The sequence below is a fragment of the Photorhabdus sp. RM322S genome, from assembly GCF_042879395.1.
In the GTDB taxonomy this organism is placed as follows: domain Bacteria; phylum Pseudomonadota; class Gammaproteobacteria; order Enterobacterales; family Enterobacteriaceae; genus Photorhabdus; species Photorhabdus khanii.
Window position 1 is genome coordinate 66,163 of record NZ_JBHFKW010000005.1, and the last position, 16,862, is coordinate 83,024.

A 16,862-nucleotide genomic window follows, 5' to 3' on the forward strand; every position below is an offset into this window, starting at 1 on the left:
AAATAACATAATAAAGGAGTTCTTTATGGACACAATAATCCCCATAAAATATTTAGATTCAGACGAATCATCGATTCTTAAGAAATCATCTAAAATTAACTACAGGCAATTAGCTTGCAGAATTATCGGTGAAATCTCCGCCGAAAAGATATTAGATGATGATGAACTGGCTTTATATAATAAAGAAATCAGTATACATTTCAGCCCTGAAATTATTAATGCTAATAAATTAGTTGTGGTTGTGAAAGCCACCAGGCTTTGCAATTTAAGATGCACTTATTGTCACTCCTGGGCAGAAGGAAAAGGAAATACCTTAACATTCTTCAATTTAATGCGTTCCATCCACCGTTTCTTATCCCTACCGAATATCAAGCGATTTGAATTCGTCTGGCATGGTGGCGAAGTAACGTTGTTGAATGTTAATTACTTTAAGAAACTCATCTGGTTACAGGAACAATTTAAAAAACCGGATCAAGTTATCACCAATTCGGTACAGACAAATGCCGTCAATATTCCTGAAGATTGGTTAGTGTTCCTCAAAGGTATTGGAATGGGGGTAGGAATAAGCGTTGATGGTATTCCGGAAATACACGATAGCAGGAGATTAGATTACAGAGGAAGGCCAACATCCCATAAAGTCGCGGCAGGTATGAAAAAGTTAAGAAGTTATGGCATACCTTACGGTGCGCTTATCGTCGTCGACCGCGATGTTTATGAATCAAATATAGAAAAAATGCTCTCTTATTTTTACGAAATCGGTTTGACGGATATTGAATTTCTGAATATTGTCCCAGATAACCGATGCCAGCCGGGTGATGATCCTGGAGGAAGTTATATAACTTACCATAACTATATTAATTTCCTTTCTAAGGTTTTCCGTGTCTGGTGGAATGGTTATCAAGGCAAAATCAATATTCGCTTGTTTGACGGATTTATTGACAGTATCAAATCGTCCCAAAAGAAAATGTCAGATTGTTATTGGGCGGGTAACTGTTCTCAGGAAATAATCACATTAGAACCTAATGGTACGGTATCAGCATGTGATAAATATGTTGGTGCTGAAGGGAATAATTATGGTTCGATTATTGATAATGATCTTGGGAATTTACTATCTAAATCAAATACAAATAAGGATCATCTTAAAGAGGAAATGGAATCATATGAAAAAATGCATCAATGTAAATGGTTTCATTTGTGTAATGGTGGATGCCCACACGATCGAGTGACCAACAGGAAGCACAATCCAAATTATGATGGTTCATGTTGTGGAACCGGCGGTTTGTTGGAGACAATAAAACAAACCATCGCGGCGTAAATGCTATCCTGATATTTCAAGTGCAAGTAAAATGTTTCATCATAATAACCCCTAATCATTGGATATGATGTCCAATATTAGGGGTTAAGTTCAAACTGTGATAATGACTTCATATATATACCGAATAGATTTCGAGTTGCAGCGCGGCGGCAAGTGAACGAACCCCCAGGAGCATAGATAACTATGTGACTGGGGTGAGTGAAAGCAGCCAACAAAGCAGCAACTTGAAAGATGAAGGGTATATTAGAATTAAAGATCTTCTCTATTATACGGCTCAATATCCCCTTCTTTGCGGGTCTTAAGCAATTTAAGGATCCAAGTGTATTGCTCAGGATTTGGCCGCACTAATTGTTCCAACTCTTCATTCATCCGGCGGGCAATAAAAGCATCATCCTTGCCTTCAATATCATCCATTGGAGGGCGAATATAAATATCAAGCTGATGAGTACGGTAATTATAAACCGGAAACAATGGCACAATCGCCGCACGACAAATCTTCATCAGCCTCCCAATGGCCGGTAATGTTGCCTTATACGTTGCGAAGAAATCGACAAATTCACTGTGCTCCTCGCCATGATCTTGATCAGGAAGATAATATCCCCAGTAACCCTGGCGAACAGTAGCAATAAAAGGTTTAATGCCAGCATCACGGGAATGTAAGCGACCACCAAAGCGACCCCGGACTTTATTCCACAGATAATCTGCTACAGGGTTCTTCTGATGATGAAACATCGCCGCTGCTTTCTGTCCATTGGCTGTCAATAATATCGCCGGAAGATCCACCGCCCAGCCATGAGGAACCATAAAAATAATGTTTTTTCCCTGCGCTTTCAGTTGGCGAGTAATCTCTTCACCATGCCAATGCGTCCGGCTTAAAGCTGATTTTGTGCCACGTAAACAAATCTCAGCCAGCATAACAAAAGGTTGAGGCGCAGTAGAAAACATCTCATCAATCAACGCCTCGCGCTGCTGCTCTGTCAGTTCCGGCATACAGTAGCACAGATTGATCCTCGCTCTGCGGCGCGCCCCTTTTGCCAGCCTGCCAGCCAGCCAGCCTATTTTAGCCAACAAAGGATCACGCATTTTAACCGGGAAGTAAGTCAGCCCAGCCAATACACCTACTCCCAACCATAATCCCCAATAGCGAGGATGCAGGTAGGATTTATGAAATGTCGGCACATAACCCACTTTACTGTCTGTATCTGTCTCTTTATGCATGAGCTAACTCTTTAGAACAAAACGATGTCTGCCATTTTAGTACAGAGATTTATATCAGTGGATATCAACCCATCTTTTTCTGGCATAGACAAAACAACGGCGGATGATATCAATCATCCACCTTAAAGTCTGTCATTAATGTTCAATTAAGCTAATCCAGCAAAAGCTGAGGTGTTACCTCTTTTACCGTTGCCAGGAATTCTGTGCGATCTTTACCACTCAGACCACCAGAACGCGGCAATTTCGCAGTTAATGGATTTACCGCCTGCTGATTGATCCAGAATTCATAGTGCAAATGAGGCCCCGTGGAACGACCGGTACTACCGGACAACGCGATACGATCACCACGTTTCACCTTCTGCCCTGGTTTCACCAACAGTTTTCTCAGGTGCATATAACGGGTGGTATATTGGCGGCCATGACGAATAGCGATGAAGTTCCCTGCCGCCCCATTATATTTGGAGACAATAACCTCACCGTCACCTACCGCCAAAACCGGGCTTCCCACCGGCATAGCAAAATCCACCCCTTTGTGTGGTGCGACACGCCCTGTTACCGGATTCACACGCCGGGGATTAAAGTGAGAAGATACACGGAATTGTTTCGTTGTTGGAAAACGTAAAAAGCCGCGTTCAAGACCGGAACCTTCACGATCATAAAAACGCCCATCTTCCGCACGGATAGCATAATAATCTTTACCGCTACTGTTCAGGCGAACACCCAGTAATTGGCTCTGTTCACTGTGACCATCCAGCATTTCACGGGAAAGTAATACAGAGAAGCGATCACCTTTATGTAATTTGCGCAAATCAATTTGCCATTGCAGTGCCTTGGTGACTTCACGTGCTTCACTGCTGGTTAATCCCGCGTTTAAAGCACTGCTGGTAAAGTTACTATCAACCACACCTATAATCGCGCTGTTTTTCCACTCACCTTTCTGAAATGATTTCGTTTCTTTAAAGACATCACCTTCACGGGTATAAATACGGCTTTCACGACGGGAAACACCCCAAGTCAGACTTTGCAGATCACCCGCTTCATTTACCGTCCATGATAATGGCTGACCAATGTTCAGCCCCCGTAACACTTTATGCTGACTTGCCAGTAACGCCACGTCAGAAGCATCAATACCAAATTGCGTCAAAATGCTACTGAGGGTATCACCGTCAGAGACAATATATTCATGCGGAGTTTGAGCCGTCGCTTCCGAATTCGTCTCTTCATCGGGAATGCCCTCATCCGGTAATTGCTCACTACTATCCGCAATAATCTCATCAGTATTTGCCGGGGCACTGATTGCAATACTGTCGGTGCTTATTTCTTCCTGTTCATGATGATAAACAATTGGCTGCCACATCGTGACAACCAATGTCGCCAAAGTCAGCGAACCCAGCATAATCTTATGCGGTCGCGGTAACTCCCTATACACCAGAACGATAGTTTTAACTATCTGCTGCACTAATCGAATTCCTTATTACTTTAATTCAGGCAACTCGCGTATTGTTCCGACAACTGAGTTATAAATTTCATATAGCTGTCCTTATCCAATACGATGCGGCCTCCTAACGGGTCTAAAGTGCCCATACGCACCCCCGTATTCTTCGCTACCGCATTAATAACGGTCGGCCTGAATTGCGGTTCAGCAAAAATGCAGGTTGCCTTCTGCTCAACCAATTGTGTTCGTATATGATGTAATTTTTGCGCGCCGGGCTGTATTTCAGGGTTAATCGTAAAATGCCCTAACGGGGTCAAGCCATAATGCTGTTCGAAATAGCCATAGGCGTCGTGAAAAACAAAATACCCCCTACCGCGCGCCAGCTTAAGAATATTAGCAATATTTTTGTCAGTTTGCGCAAGATGAACGTTGAATTTACGTAGGTTTACGTCCAGTGCCGCTTTTTTCTGCGGATAACGCGCTAATAATTGGTCATGGATCCCCTGAGCAGCCTGTTTCGCTATTTCTGGCGACAACCAAATGTGCATATTATATTCACCATGAGAATGATGTTCATGGTTCTCTTCATGGTTATGATGATTCGATTCCTGTAAATCTTCATCATTCTTTAGCAATAGTGGTTTAATCGCCGGCAATTGCGCTAATACCAGCTGTTTATCTTGTGGCACTTTGGTTAACGGTTTAGACAAAAAGATTTCCATATCAGGACCAACCCACACAAATAAATCTGCCTGATTAATCTTCTTAAGATCAGACGGTTTCAATGCATAATCATGTGGTGAAGCGCCATCAGGCAACAATACCTGCGTATCAGTAACACCCTCAGTTATTGCCGCAGCAATAAAACCCAACGGACGAATTGATGTCACCACATCAGCATTAGCCGATGGTATTGTTCCTGACATAAAAACAGTGGCAATTGCAGCTTTGCAGAAAAATTTCTGCGCCAATTTATATGATTTGTGCAACATAATGTAAATATCTCGTGGACAGAAGCAAGAATTGTTATATTATAACATCTCAATGTTCACGCAAGATATATTTAGCATGTCGACACTCATCACTTTAAAAAATGTTGCAGTTACCTTCGGCAACCGTCAGGTATTAAACAATATTTCTCTTAGCTTGCAACAAGGGAATATCCTGACGTTGCTGGGTCCCAATGGTGCCGGTAAGTCAACATTAGTCCGTGTTGTTTTGGGGCTTATTGCGCCGTCATCCGGCACGATTGAGCATACCGATGGACTGAGAATCGGCTATGTTCCACAGAAGTTGCATCTTGATCCTACCCTGCCACTGACAGTCAAACGCTTTATGATGCTAAAACCCGGCGTAAAATCCGCCGATATATTGCCGACGCTTGAACGGGTTAACGCGGCTCATCTCTTGCAGCAACCGATGCAAAAATTATCCGGCGGAGAAAACCAACGGGTTTTATTAGCCAGAGCGCTATTAAATCAACCCCAATTGCTGGTGCTTGATGAACCGACACAAGGCGTTGATGTTAATGGTCAGTTAGCACTGTATGATTTAATTAATCAAATCAGAACTGAATTACATTGTGCTGTACTGATGGTATCCCATGATTTGCATTTGGTGATGGCGAAAACAGACGAAGTTTTATGCCTTAATCAACATATTTGCTGTTCCGGTACACCGGAAGTTGTTTCAACTCACCCTGAATTTATCGCTATGTTTGGTCATCATGGCACCGGGCAATTAGCAATATATCGGCATCAACATAATCACCATCATGATCTGAAAGGAAAAATTATCTTGAAAAATAACAGGGAATGCCAGTGATGATTGAATTATTACTCCCCGGTTGGTTGGCCGGCATATTATTGGCGATTGCTGCCGGACCATTAGGATCATTTGTTGTCTGGCGCAGAATGTCCTATTTTGGCGATACTCTGGCTCATGCGTCATTATTGGGCGTCGCTTTCGGATTATTACTCAATATCAGCCCGTTTTACGCGGTTATCGCGGTCACGTTGATATTGGCAATCATGCTGGTCTGGCTGGAGAAACGCCCACAACTGGCCATTGATACTTTATTGGGGATTATGGCTCACAGCGCCTTATCATTAGGCTTGGTGGTTGTCAGTTTAATGTCCAATGTGCGGGTTGATTTAATGGCTTATCTGTTTGGTGACTTACTGTCAGTCACTTATGAAGATATCTGGCTGATTGTAATCGGTGTCGCTATTGTTACTACACTGCTGTTCCGGCAATGGAACGCCCTGCTTTCTATGACAGTCAGCCAAGAAATGGCGTTTGTGGATGGCATTAAAATCCAGCGGTTGAGAGTGCTGTTAATGCTGGTAACAGCCTTGACAATTGGCCTGGCAATGAAGTTTGTCGGCGCTCTGATTATCACTTCTCTGCTGATTATTCCCGCTGCCACCGCGCGCCGTTTTGCCCGTACACCGGAACAAATGGCCGGTATTGCCATTATCGTTGGTATGCTCGCTGTCACCGGCGGATTAGCTTTTTCCGCCTTTTATGACACGCCAGCCGGGCCTTCTGTTGTTCTGTGCGCTGCGGTGCTATTTATTATCAGCCTACTCAGTAAGGCAAGAAGTTGATTCACTGAGTTGCTACGCTCAATTACCAATGAAGAAAACCCGGGATAGGGTTCCCTTGACGGAGCCCCATCCCAATTAGCTCACACTGCAAACTGATTGTGCCTAATCTCTGACCATACCAAAATGGCGATAAGCATGATCGGTGGCGATTCGTCCACGGGAAGTCCGTTGAATAAAACCTTGCTGGATCAGGAATGGCTCCAGCACATCCTCAATCGTTTCCCGCTCCTCACCGATGGCGGCGGCAAGGTTATCCACCCCCACAGGCCCGCCCATAAATTTATCAATGATGGCAATCAATAACTTACGATCCAGATAATCAAAACCGGCAGAATCCACACTCAGCATATCCAGCGCCTTGGTAGCAATTTCACTATCAATCCCACCATTCCCTTTCACCTGAGCAAAATCACGCACCCGACGCAGTAAACGGTTGGTAATACGCGGCGTTCCACGGGAACGCATGGCAATCTGCCGCGCACCATCATTAGTAATATCCACCCCCATATAACGGGCACTGCGGGAGACAATACTTTGCAAATCATCCACATTATAAAATTCAAGGCGCTGCACAATACCGAAACGATCACGCAGTGGAGAAGTCAGGGAGCCTGCACGCGTGGTAGCGCCAATCAGGGTAAAAGGCGGCAAATCAATTTTGATCGAACGGGCGGCCGGTCCCTCGCCAATCATAATATCCAGCTGATAGTCTTCCATTGCCGGATAGAGAATTTCTTCCACTACCGGCGATAAACGGTGAATTTCGTCGATAAACAAAACATCGTGCGGTTCAAGATTTGTCAGCATTGCCGCCAAATCCCCCGCCTTTTCCAAGACCGGGCCAGACGTTGTGCGAAGATTTACCCCCATCTCATTGGCAACAATATTCGCCAGGGTTGTTTTCCCCAACCCGGGCGGGCCAAAAATCAGCAGATGGTCAAGGGCATCACCACGCTGTCTGGCCGCCTGAATAAAAATCTCCATCTGCTCACAGACCTGCGGCTGCCCGACATATTCAGACAGTAATTTGGGTCTGATTGCGCGGTCAATGGCTTCATCATCTTGTAAAACTTCCGCGGAAACCAGACGGTCAGCTTCAATCATGGTATACCCCTGTGATTAAAGAGCGGCGCGAAGGGCTTCGCGGATAAGTGTTTCACAATCAGCTCCCGGTTTAGCGACTTTACTGATCATTCGGCTGGCCTCTTGCAGCTTATAACCCAGAGAGACTAACGCGGCGGCGGCTTCCGCTTCGATATCAGCATCAGAAGTTGTCTGTTTGGCGGTTGCTGGCAGATTAATATCACTGCTCTGATTAAACAGATCGCCATTAAGCCCTTTAAAACGATCTTTCATTTCAACCACCAGCCGTTCAGCCGTTTTTTTACCCACACCCGGCAATTTAACCAGAGAAGCAATCGCCTCTTTCTCAATCGCAGAAACAAATTGCTGCGCAGACATACCCGAAAGAATAGCCAGCGCTAGTTTAGGGCCGACGCCATTCACTTTAATCAGTTCACGGAACAGCGCCCGCTCCTGTTTATCATTAAAACCATAAAGTAATTGCGCATCTTCACGCACCACAAAGTGAGTAAACAGAACAGTTTCCTGTCCGGTCTCAGGCAATTCATAAAAACAGGTCATTGGCATATAAACTTCATAACCCACGCCATTCGTTTCCAGCAAAACCAACGGTGGTTGTTTTTCCAGCACAATTCCTCTGAGACGCCCTATCACTTGTTTACCCCCTGCAAATAAAACTGATTATTCTGCTAATGCTTATAACATAAAAAAAGCTGGATGCATATCCAGCCGTTATTTTAAACGTCCTCGCGCCAGCATTAATCTGGGATCACCGACACGCAAAAGATTCTGATTAAAGTGGCAATGGGTTATCGCAATTGCCAACGCATCTGCCGCATCAGATTGCGGATTAGCAGACAATTTCAGCATAGAACGCACCATATGCTGAACCTGACTTTTTTCAGCCGCCCCAGTGCCGACAACTGTCTGTTTAACCTGCCGGGCAGCATATTCAAAAACCGGTACAGATTGATTTACCGCAGCCAGAATAGCAACGCCACGCGCTTGCCCTAATTTCAGCGCTGAATCCGGGTTTTTCGCCATAAATACCTGCTCAATAGCAAAGGCATCCGGTTGGAATTGCGTAATAATTTCAAGGATACCGGCATAAATGCGCTGTAACCGGTTAGGCAGATCATCAACTTTTGTCCGGATACAGCCACTGCCAAGGTAGATCAAATGGCGCCCCTGCTGGCGGATCACACCATAACCGGTGACGCGGGAACCTGGGTCGATACCTAAGATAATCGCCATATCTGTTTATTCGCCTTTACGATCATCTTTAATAAGGGGGAATAAAAACGTTAGAGAAAGTGCCCTGAACCCCCAGTGCACTTTCTCTACGCTATACAACCCGATTGAAATTACAGCAGAGCTGCAACTTCATCAGAGATTTCACCGTTATGGTAAACCTCTTGTACGTCGTCTGAATCTTCCAGCATATCGATAAGACGCAGTAACTTAGGCGCGGTTTCCGCATCCAATTCAGCTTTAGTGGAAGGGATCATCGAAACTTCTGCTGATTCGGCAACAAAACCGGCAGCATCCAATGCATCTTTCACGTCACCAAACGTTTCTGGTGAGGTGTAGACATCAATAGCGCCATCATCATAAGTTTCCACATCATCAGCCCCTGCTTCCAACGCCGCTTCCATAACCGCATCTTCATCCAATCCCGGCGCATAAGAAATTACGCCTTTCTTGGTGAACAGATAAGCAACAGAGCCATCCGTACCCAGATTACCGCCGGTTTTAGTGAAAGCATGACGAACATCAGAAACCGTACGGTTACGGTTATCACTCAGACATTCAACCATTACCGCGGTACCCCCCGGACCATAACCTTCATAAATGATGGTTTCCATGTTGTCAGCATCATCGTTGCCAACACCACGGGCAATAGCCCGGTTCAAGGTATCGCGGGTCATGTTGTTGGACAGCGCTTTATCAACCGCCGCCCGCAGACGTGGGTTAGCTGCCGGATCACCACCACCCAAACGGGCAGCCGTTACCAACTCCCGAATAATTTTGGTGAAAATTTTACCGCGTTTCGCATCCTGTGCCGCTTTGCGGTGCTTGGTATTGGCCCATTTACTATGACCTGCCATAAGGTTCTCCGATAAAACATCTAATTAACTTAATTAATCACAAATTCTTCAATTGCCTGCCGATTACTCCATGACTTAGTGAGCTTTGCCGCTTTATCCGCATCCAGCCACTGGTAAGCCTGGTGTTCAGTCAACAGGAGTTCTCGCTCTTGAGGCAATGCCAGACAGAACCAGTACTCTTTATTACGGGTTACTCCCGGAGCATAACGATGACGCAAATGGGTAAAAATCTCATAATAAAGCGAGCGCCGGCAATCTATCAGTTCAAGATTTTCACCGATGATATCAATACCGACTTCTTCTTGCACTTCACGCAATGCTGTCTCACGCGGCGTTTCGTCCCCGTCAAGGCTACCCGTCACAGATTGCCAGAAATCAGGATCGTCCCGCCGCTGTAGCATCAGCACCCGTCTGCTGGAAAACGCATAAATAACAACCAGAACAGATTCAGGGCGCTTATAAGCCATTATTCACTCTCTTTCCGGGCCACAACCGAGATTGACAAATCTTCAAGCGCGGCCAGATTTGCATAACTTGGCGCTTCGGTCATCAAACAAGCGGCAGCGGTGGTTTTAGGGAACGCGATAACATCACGGATGTTGTCAGTCCCTGTCAGCAACATCACCAGACGGTCAAGACCGAATGCCAGGCCTGCATGGGGTGGAGTCCCAAACTTCAGCGCATCCAGCAGGAAACCAAATTTTTCCTGCTGTTCCTGCTCATTAATTCCCAAAATGCGGAACACCGTTTGTTGCATGTCGTTACGGTGAATACGCACTGAACCACCGCCTACTTCATAACCATTAATCACCATATCGTAAGCATTGGCAATGGCCGAAAGCGGATTTTGCGCCAACGCTTCCGCTGACATATCACGCGGTGAAGTAAACGGATGGTGCATTGCACTCAGGCCGCCTTCATCGTCATCTTCGAACATTGGGAAATCGATAACCCACAACGGTTGCCAGCTATCCAGTTGCGTCAAGTTCAAATCGCGGCCTAATTTCAGACGAAGTGCTCCCAAGGCATCAGTGACCACTTTTGTACTGCCGGCGCCGAAGAACAGAATATCGCCATCCTGCGCACCGGTACGGGAAAGCAGACCGTCAATCACTTCTGCATTCAGGAACTTAGCCACCGGGCTTTGTACCCCTTCCAGACCAGCGCCACGATTATTGACTTTTATCCACGCCAACCCTTTGGCGCCATAAATCCCAACAAATTTGCCATATTCATCAATTTGTTTACGGCTCAGTTCAGCCCCACCCGGAACACGGATAACGGCCACACGGCCTTTACTGTCATTCGCCGGTTCAGCAAAAACGCTGAACTCCACATTTTTGACCAGATCAGCGACATCGACCAATTCCAGTGGGTTACGCAAATCAGGTTTATCAGAACCGAAACGACGCATAGCCTCAGCAAAAGTCATGACCGGGAAATGCCCGAGATCAACACCTTTAATTTCCAGCCACAATTCGCGGATCATCGTTTCCATCATTCCCCTTACCTGCTCGGCAGTCATAAAGGACGTTTCCACGTCGATCTGAGTAAATTCCGGCTGGCGGTCCGCACGCAAATCTTCATCACGGAAGCATTTCACAATCTGATAATAACGATCAAAGCCGGACATCATCAGCAATTGCTTAAATAACTGCGGGGACTGAGGCAGTGCATAAAACTTGCCTTTATGAACGCGGCTCGGCACTAAATAATCACGGGCACCTTCTGGTGTCGCTTTAGTCAGCATCGGCGTTTCAATATCCAGGAAATCCTCACCATCCATAAAACGGCGGACAAAGCTGGTAATTTTAGCGCGTGTTTTCAGGCGATTTGCCATTTCAGGACGGCGCAGATCAATATAGCGATATTTCAGACGCTGCTCTTCACTGTTCGTCTGGTTGCTATCCAAAGGCAAAGGTTCAGAGCGGTTGATAATATTCAGACTTTCCGCAAAAACCTCAATTTCACCGGTAGTCATATCTTTATTGATTTGACTGTCAGGACGCGCGCGTACAGTACCGGTGATTTGAATACAGAATTCATTACGCAGCTCAGAAGCCAAAGAAAACGCTGCTTGCTGATCCGGATCAAAAAATACCTGAACGATACCTTCACGATCACGCATATCAATAAAAATCAGGCCACCCAGATCACGGCGGCGATTTACCCAACCACAAAGAGTCACTTTCTGGCCTTCATGGGTCAGATTCAACTGCCCACAATAATCAGTACGCATACAATATCCTTTTATTCGGCTGTTGTGCTTTCGCTGCGGAAATTTTGGCATCGTTCTTGAACTTTTTTAAATACGAAAAGTTCAAGAACTGTCAAAAAAGGCCGCCATTATAATAGAAATTCTGCTCAGAGATAAGGGCAGGCAATATCCTGGATAATACAATTGCCTTGATGTCTGATAATCAGACAAATTTATTTTCAATTCCTGTTTTTTATAGCGACAGTTTTATTTTTGAGGTTTATCATAACCTAATTGGCCAATTTCGGTTAGGCAATGGAGTTAAAAATGGTTAGCTCGCTTTATGTTGTGTTGGGCGCACTATTATTGATTAAGCTGTCTTTTGATGTGGTTAAACTAAGAACGCAATATCGGGTTTCATATGGAGATGGTGGTTTTTACGAATTGCAAACCGCTATCCGTATTCACGGCAATGCTGTGGAATATATTCCCATCTCTATGTTATTACTGGTGATGATGGAGATGAACGGCTCGAATGTCTGGATGATACATGTCTGTGGTTTGATCCTGCTCACTGGCAGGTTGTTACATTATTATGGCCTGTACCACCGTGAGTTCCGCTGGCGACGTTCAGGCATGGTAGCAACCTATCTCTCCATGGTATTGATGGTGATTGCCAATATTTACTACCTGCCCTGGGAACAGATATTTTCTCTTTATGTCTGATATTGCCGCCACTGAAACAAACAGGCAGCGAGTTCTGCTGCCTATTATTCTAATCATAGCTGTTCCATTTATGAGGAAGACTTCCCGGGGTTGATATGCAAAACGGGCAAGTGTTTAAACCAAACGATAGCCAGAAGACCGCAATTTAATTTTATATCGGTTAGCTCGCCCACTTAATCTTGCAGACGGCACATGAGGGTTTTCTAAGCGTTCAACCAGTTTTTTCTTTAGCTGGTCCTTAACTGGATGACCTAGCTTCTTCCACTCTTTTAAGGCCCGCTTTTCAAATTGCAGACTATAGATCATCTAGATTCACACTGACAAATTCAGCATCTTTTAAGCGGTCATCCGCAATTTTGTTTAGTACGGCATCCTCGGCCAGTTCCTAATAGTAAGAAAATAATTCAGGTGGCACACAATAAAACGCAGGTTCATTCCGATTCAGGATTGCAATAGCTTCACCTTCCCCCTGCAAATATGTCCCCATTGGGTTACGTTTCAAATCGGTAATACTTGCCGCGACATTTGTTAAGATCTGATATGCCATACACCACCCCACTCTTTTATGTAAGCGAACAATAGGTCATTTAAAGGTGCTTTTCAATACAGAGAAAATTGGTTCAAGGTCAAGCTTTACATCTGTTAGAATGCCCCCTTCTATTTTTTCTAATAATCAATGCTGTTATGTCAAATCAAGATCCTCACAATCAAAGGGATAGCCTGTTTGCCGCCCCCATTGCCAATCTGGGTGACTGGCGTTTCGATGAACGGGTTGCAGAAGTTTTCCCTGATATGATCCAACGCTCTGTGCCAGGTTATTCAAATATCGTTTCCATGATTGGTATGCTGGCCAGTCGTTTCGTGACATCAAACAGCCAGATTTATGACCTGGGTTGTTCCCTTGGCGCATCAACCCTGGCAATGCGCCGCAATATTACCGCGGAAAATTGCAAGATCATTGCGGTTGATAATTCTTCGGCTATGGTAGAACGCTGTCGTCGCCATATTGATGCTTTCCGGGCGCGCACACCGGTTGACGTTATTGAAGCCGATATTCTCAATATTGATATTCAAAATGCCTCAATGGTTGTGTTGAATTTCACTTTACAATTTATCGACCCGCAAGATCGACAAGGTTTGCTTAACCGGATTTATCAGGGATTACGTCCGGGCGGTGTGTTAGTTTTATCAGAGAAATTCAGTTTTGAAGATCAACAGATTGGTGAGTTGCTGTTTAATATGCACCATGATTTTAAGCGTGCTAACGGCTACAGCGAACTGGAAATCAGCCAGAAACGCAGCATGCTTGAAAATGTGATGCTGACGGATTCTGTCGAAACACATAAATCCCGCCTCCATCAGTCTGGTTTTGAACATGTTGAAGTCTGGTTTCAGTGTTTCAATTTCGGCTCATTACTGGCGATAAAAGGAGCTGATAAATGATCGATTTCGGTAATTTTTATCAGCTTATCGCCAGGAGCAACCTCCAACACTGGCTTCATTGTCTTCCGGTTCAACTGGATGAATGGCAAAAAGCCGCCCTGCATGGCAATTTTAAATCGTGGGTCAAAACCCTGGAAAACCTGCCCAACATTTCGCCGACCAAATTAGATCTAAAAAATGGCGTGATCGCAGAGCGGGATCCCCCCCTATCCGCCAGTGAAAAAGTCTGTATTACCAATATATTGAGAATATTTATGCCGTGGCGCAAAGGGCCATTCTCTCTTTACGGTGTGAATATCGACACTGAATGGCGTTCAGATTGGAAATGGGATCGGGTACTGCCCCACATTTCTCCCTTAGCGGGCAGAACAATTCTTGATGTTGGCTGTGGCAGCGGCTATCACCTGTGGCGGATGGTCGGTGAAGGAGCTGAACTTGCGGTTGGTATCGATCCGACTCAGCTTTTTCTCTGCCAGTTTGAAGCCGTCAGAAAGTTGCTTGGCAGCGATCAACGTGCTCATCTTTTACCTCTGGGCATCGAACAATTACCGGCACTGGCCGCTTTTGATACCGTTTTTTCAATGGGCGTCCTCTATCACCGCCGTTCCCCACTCGACCATCTTTGGCAGTTAAAAAACCAACTGGTGTCCGATGGCGAATTGGTGCTGGAAAGTTTGGTTGTTGAAGGTGATGAATACACCTGCCTAATCCCTGGAGAACGCTATGCCCAGATGCATAATGTTTATTTCATCCCATCAGCGAAAATGCTGAAAGTCTGGCTGGAAAAATGCGGTTTTGTTGATGTGAGGATTGTCGATCACGCGGTAACTACCATGGCAGAACAACGTCGTACAGACTGGATGAAAACAGAGTCGTTATCTGATTTTCTTAATCCTGAAGATAGCAGTAAAACCATTGAGGGTTATCCCGCTCCGCTGCGTGCGTTACTGATTGCCCGTAAACCCTGAGTTTGAGAGCTGGCCCAACAGGGCCAGTGCGAAATTTGCTTAACAGAGTAGGATTTATTCAAACAAAGTCAGACTCAGCATCCCTTTCATGACCTCTACCGCACCACCATCAACGCAGTAATGTGAAAACTCATCCACTTCATTGTCAGAACTCATCGTCACCCCCGCTTTGCGGTAGGTCATGGTGGAAGGCATCACCCGGCTGGCAGAACTGTGAACTTCCGTTAGCCCTATATCCATAAATTTATGGATATTACTCAGGCGAACACCCGCGCCCGCCATAATAATTGGCCCCTGACTGGCCTGATGAAGCTCTTTCAATAAGGGTAACCCCAATTCAGCATTCTGTTGCTGGCCGGAAGTCAATATTCGCTTAACATCAAGCTGAGTCAGTTGATCCAATGCCACGTTAGGATTAAAACACATATCAAACGCACGGTGAAAAGTGACAGCCATATCGCCGGACAACGCCATCAATTGTTGCATCCGCGGCAAATCAATATGTCCTTCTTCATCCAATACACCAAAAACGACGCCCATAAATCCCATATCACGGATCTGGGCAATATCATTTTTCATCACCTCAAAATCTGAATGGCTGTAGCAAAAATCACCGCCTCTTGGACGTACAATTGGATGTACAGGAATAGTTAATTGCTCAATAGCCTGCTTCAATGTACCAAAACTCGGTGTTAATCCCCCTTCCGTCGGACTGGCACACAACTCTATCCGGTCAGCCCCAGCCTGTTGTGCGATTAATGCGCAACCTACGCTAAAACAACAAATTTCTAACTTTGTCATCAGAAGTTCCTTGAACACCCAGTCAATAACGAGCAATTAATGAACCTAAACGATTCAGTAACTCAACTCACTAACTATGACATTTAATTATTCTCAATGATTTGTAGGAAATCACAAGGTCAGAATTTTTATCTGGATCACAGGGATGGAAAAGTTAATTTTGCTGACTGGTGCTCACTTTTAACAATGTCACGCAATGTAAATGGGTGAAATTTGACTGTGATCTCACCATCAGTGATTGCTAAGGTAGGATTAGGCAGCCGCTCCTGCTCCCCTTTGGGCTGACTCTCTTTAACAGAAAAACCGGCCGGCAAAGGCTGCGGTAATAATGCCCTTGCTGCTGCCGATAACATTTCCGGCGCCACGGGCAGCACCAGCTCCACATGCTCCCATCCCTGATGTGCATAGGTTTTCTTACCGGGGTATGGCAATTCAACACAATCAATCTGCCAGTTAAGCACCGTTATTGGCTGTGCCAAATCAAACAAACAGATTGGACGCCCATTAATCATACTTTCCGACATCAAACTTCCACACTGTAAAAAACCTGTACGCCAGCGCTCCGCTACGTCCATATCATGACAGCGTAAAGAGATATGATCGGCCTGATATTTATCAAAATCCAGATTAAGCCGCTGCCTGAATTGCGCTAGTTTATGTGTGAACATTGCCAGATCAGCAGCTAAATCCTGTAATTCAGCAATATTCTGTAATTCAACAACAAAAGAAAAATGTGTCATATCATCCTGGTTAACATGCAATAAATTGGTATCTCCTCCAGACCTGAACGCCGAGGAGCCTCCGCCGTTTCAAGCTATCAGAACTGGGAACAAGGGCGGGCTAAACCGAATAAACAAGCTATGTTACTGATTAAAATGGTGGATCGCCACCCACAGGCACTGGAATTTCTTGCCAGCCTCGCATAGCAATAGCTAAAGAACCGCCCTAAACAGCTGTCA

17 protein-coding genes and 3 pseudogenes are annotated in these 16,862 nt (G+C 45.2%); 7 read left to right on the forward strand and 13 right to left on the reverse strand.

The annotated features are described in order from the left end of the window. Nucleotides 1-25: 25 nt before the first annotated feature. Nucleotides 26-1,315, forward strand: coding sequence for a darobactin maturation radical SAM/SPASM protein DarE (gene darE / locus ACGF63_RS04660; RefSeq protein WP_387629109.1), 1,290 nt, complete (start codon nt 26-28; stop codon nt 1,313-1,315). 249 nt (nt 1,316-1,564) lie between these two features. Here darE and lpxM read toward each other — a convergent pair whose 3' ends face one another. The 3 genes from lpxM to znuA form a co-directional block, all read right to left on the reverse strand. Then, nucleotides 1,565-2,533 (reverse strand): lauroyl-Kdo(2)-lipid IV(A) myristoyltransferase, encoded by a 969-nt coding sequence (lpxM, locus tag ACGF63_RS04665; protein ID WP_036847508.1) that lies wholly within the window; start codon nt 2,531-2,533, stop codon nt 1,565-1,567. A 151-nt stretch (nt 2,534-2,684) separates the two neighbouring features. Beyond that, nucleotides 2,685-3,992 carry a murein DD-endopeptidase MepM gene (gene mepM / locus ACGF63_RS04670; protein ID WP_162524085.1) on the reverse strand — a complete coding sequence of 436 codons (1,308 nt, stop codon included), beginning with the start codon at nt 3,990-3,992 and terminating at the stop codon, nt 2,685-2,687. Nucleotides 3,993-4,012: 20 nt separating this feature from the next. Beyond that, nucleotides 4,013-4,960: a zinc ABC transporter substrate-binding protein ZnuA gene (znuA, locus tag ACGF63_RS04675; RefSeq protein WP_387629113.1), complete on the reverse strand. Its 948-nt coding sequence runs from the start codon at nt 4,958-4,960 to the stop codon at nt 4,013-4,015. Between the two features lie 76 nt (nt 4,961-5,036). On the opposite strand from znuA, the gene znuC reads away from it, so the two are divergent. Both znuC and znuB read left to right on the forward strand, forming a co-directional pair. Further along, a complete protein-coding gene (znuC, locus tag ACGF63_RS04680) occupies nt 5,037-5,792 on the forward strand; it encodes a zinc ABC transporter ATP-binding protein ZnuC (RefSeq protein ID WP_036847515.1) in 756 nt (251 codons plus the stop codon). Beyond that, nucleotides 5,792-6,577, forward strand: coding sequence for a zinc ABC transporter permease subunit ZnuB (gene znuB / locus ACGF63_RS04685; RefSeq protein WP_152962149.1), 786 nt, complete (start codon nt 5,792-5,794; stop codon nt 6,575-6,577). Before znuC ends, znuB begins: the two co-directional genes overlap by 1 nt. A gap of 102 nt (nt 6,578-6,679) precedes the next feature. On the opposite strand, the gene ruvB is transcribed toward znuB, so the two are convergent. From ruvB to aspS, 6 genes are all read right to left on the reverse strand, one after another. Further along, nucleotides 6,680-7,681, reverse strand: a complete 1,002-nt coding sequence (gene ruvB / locus ACGF63_RS04690) for a Holliday junction branch migration DNA helicase RuvB (protein ID WP_152962150.1) — start codon at nt 7,679-7,681, stop codon at nt 6,680-6,682. 15 nt (nt 7,682-7,696) lie between these two features. Continuing rightward, entirely contained in the window at nt 7,697-8,314 is a 618-nt protein-coding gene (ruvA, locus tag ACGF63_RS04695; RefSeq protein WP_036847524.1) for a Holliday junction branch migration protein RuvA, read from the reverse strand. 78 nt (nt 8,315-8,392) lie between these two features. Then, entirely contained in the window at nt 8,393-8,914 is a 522-nt protein-coding gene (gene ruvC / locus ACGF63_RS04700; RefSeq protein WP_132354909.1) for a crossover junction endodeoxyribonuclease RuvC, read from the reverse strand. Nucleotides 8,915-9,024: 110 nt separating this feature from the next. Then, nucleotides 9,025-9,768, reverse strand: a complete 744-nt coding sequence (locus ACGF63_RS04705) for a YebC/PmpR family DNA-binding transcriptional regulator (protein ID WP_036847529.1) — start codon at nt 9,766-9,768, stop codon at nt 9,025-9,027. A gap of 29 nt (nt 9,769-9,797) precedes the next feature. Then, a complete protein-coding gene (nudB, locus tag ACGF63_RS04710; RefSeq protein ID WP_152962151.1) occupies nt 9,798-10,235 on the reverse strand; it encodes a dihydroneopterin triphosphate diphosphatase in 438 nt (145 codons plus the stop codon). After that, complete coding sequence (aspS, locus tag ACGF63_RS04715; RefSeq protein WP_387629118.1) at nt 10,235-12,007, reverse strand: aspartate--tRNA ligase; 1,773 nt, start codon at nt 12,005-12,007, stop codon at nt 10,235-10,237. The genes nudB and aspS overlap by 1 nt, the downstream gene beginning before the upstream one ends. Nucleotides 12,008-12,292: 285 nt before the next feature. Between aspS and ACGF63_RS04720 the strand changes: the two genes are divergently transcribed. Further along, nucleotides 12,293-12,691, forward strand: a complete 399-nt coding sequence (locus ACGF63_RS04720; RefSeq protein ID WP_036847536.1) for an MAPEG family protein — start codon at nt 12,293-12,295, stop codon at nt 12,689-12,691. Nucleotides 12,692-12,808: 117 nt separating this feature from the next. Here ACGF63_RS04720 and ACGF63_RS04725 read toward each other — a convergent pair. Further along, nucleotides 12,809-12,997: pseudogene (locus ACGF63_RS04725) on the reverse strand (type II toxin-antitoxin system RelE/ParE family toxin); the annotation flags it as partial. After that, nucleotides 12,987-13,238 (reverse strand): annotated as a pseudogene (locus ACGF63_RS04730) (type II toxin-antitoxin system Phd/YefM family antitoxin). The pseudogenes ACGF63_RS04725 and ACGF63_RS04730, both read right to left, overlap by 11 nt. A 137-nt stretch (nt 13,239-13,375) precedes the next feature. Here ACGF63_RS04730 and cmoA point away from each other — a divergent pair. Together cmoA and cmoB are read left to right on the forward strand one after the other, a co-directional pair. Further along, entirely contained in the window at nt 13,376-14,134 is a 759-nt protein-coding gene (cmoA, locus tag ACGF63_RS04735; protein WP_152962154.1) for a carboxy-S-adenosyl-L-methionine synthase CmoA, read from the forward strand. After that, nucleotides 14,131-15,102: a tRNA 5-methoxyuridine(34)/uridine 5-oxyacetic acid(34) synthase CmoB gene (cmoB, locus tag ACGF63_RS04740; RefSeq protein WP_152962155.1), complete on the forward strand. Its 972-nt coding sequence runs from the start codon at nt 14,131-14,133 to the stop codon at nt 15,100-15,102. Before cmoA ends, cmoB begins: the two co-directional genes overlap by 4 nt. A gap of 54 nt (nt 15,103-15,156) precedes the next feature. Here cmoB and cutC read toward each other — a convergent pair whose 3' ends face one another. Both cutC and ACGF63_RS04750 read right to left on the reverse strand, forming a co-directional pair. Continuing rightward, nucleotides 15,157-15,903, reverse strand: coding sequence for a copper homeostasis protein CutC (cutC, locus tag ACGF63_RS04745; protein WP_036847542.1), 747 nt, complete (start codon nt 15,901-15,903; stop codon nt 15,157-15,159). 137 nt (nt 15,904-16,040) lie between these two features. Then, nucleotides 16,041-16,643 (reverse strand): VOC family protein, encoded by a 603-nt coding sequence (locus tag ACGF63_RS04750; protein WP_152962156.1) that lies wholly within the window; start codon nt 16,641-16,643, stop codon nt 16,041-16,043. A 69-nt stretch (nt 16,644-16,712) separates the two neighbouring features. Between ACGF63_RS04750 and ACGF63_RS04755 the strand changes: the two are divergent. Continuing rightward, a pseudogene (locus tag ACGF63_RS04755) lies at nt 16,713-16,829 on the forward strand (helix-turn-helix domain-containing protein); the annotation flags it as partial. Nucleotides 16,830-16,862 lie beyond the last annotated feature (33 nt).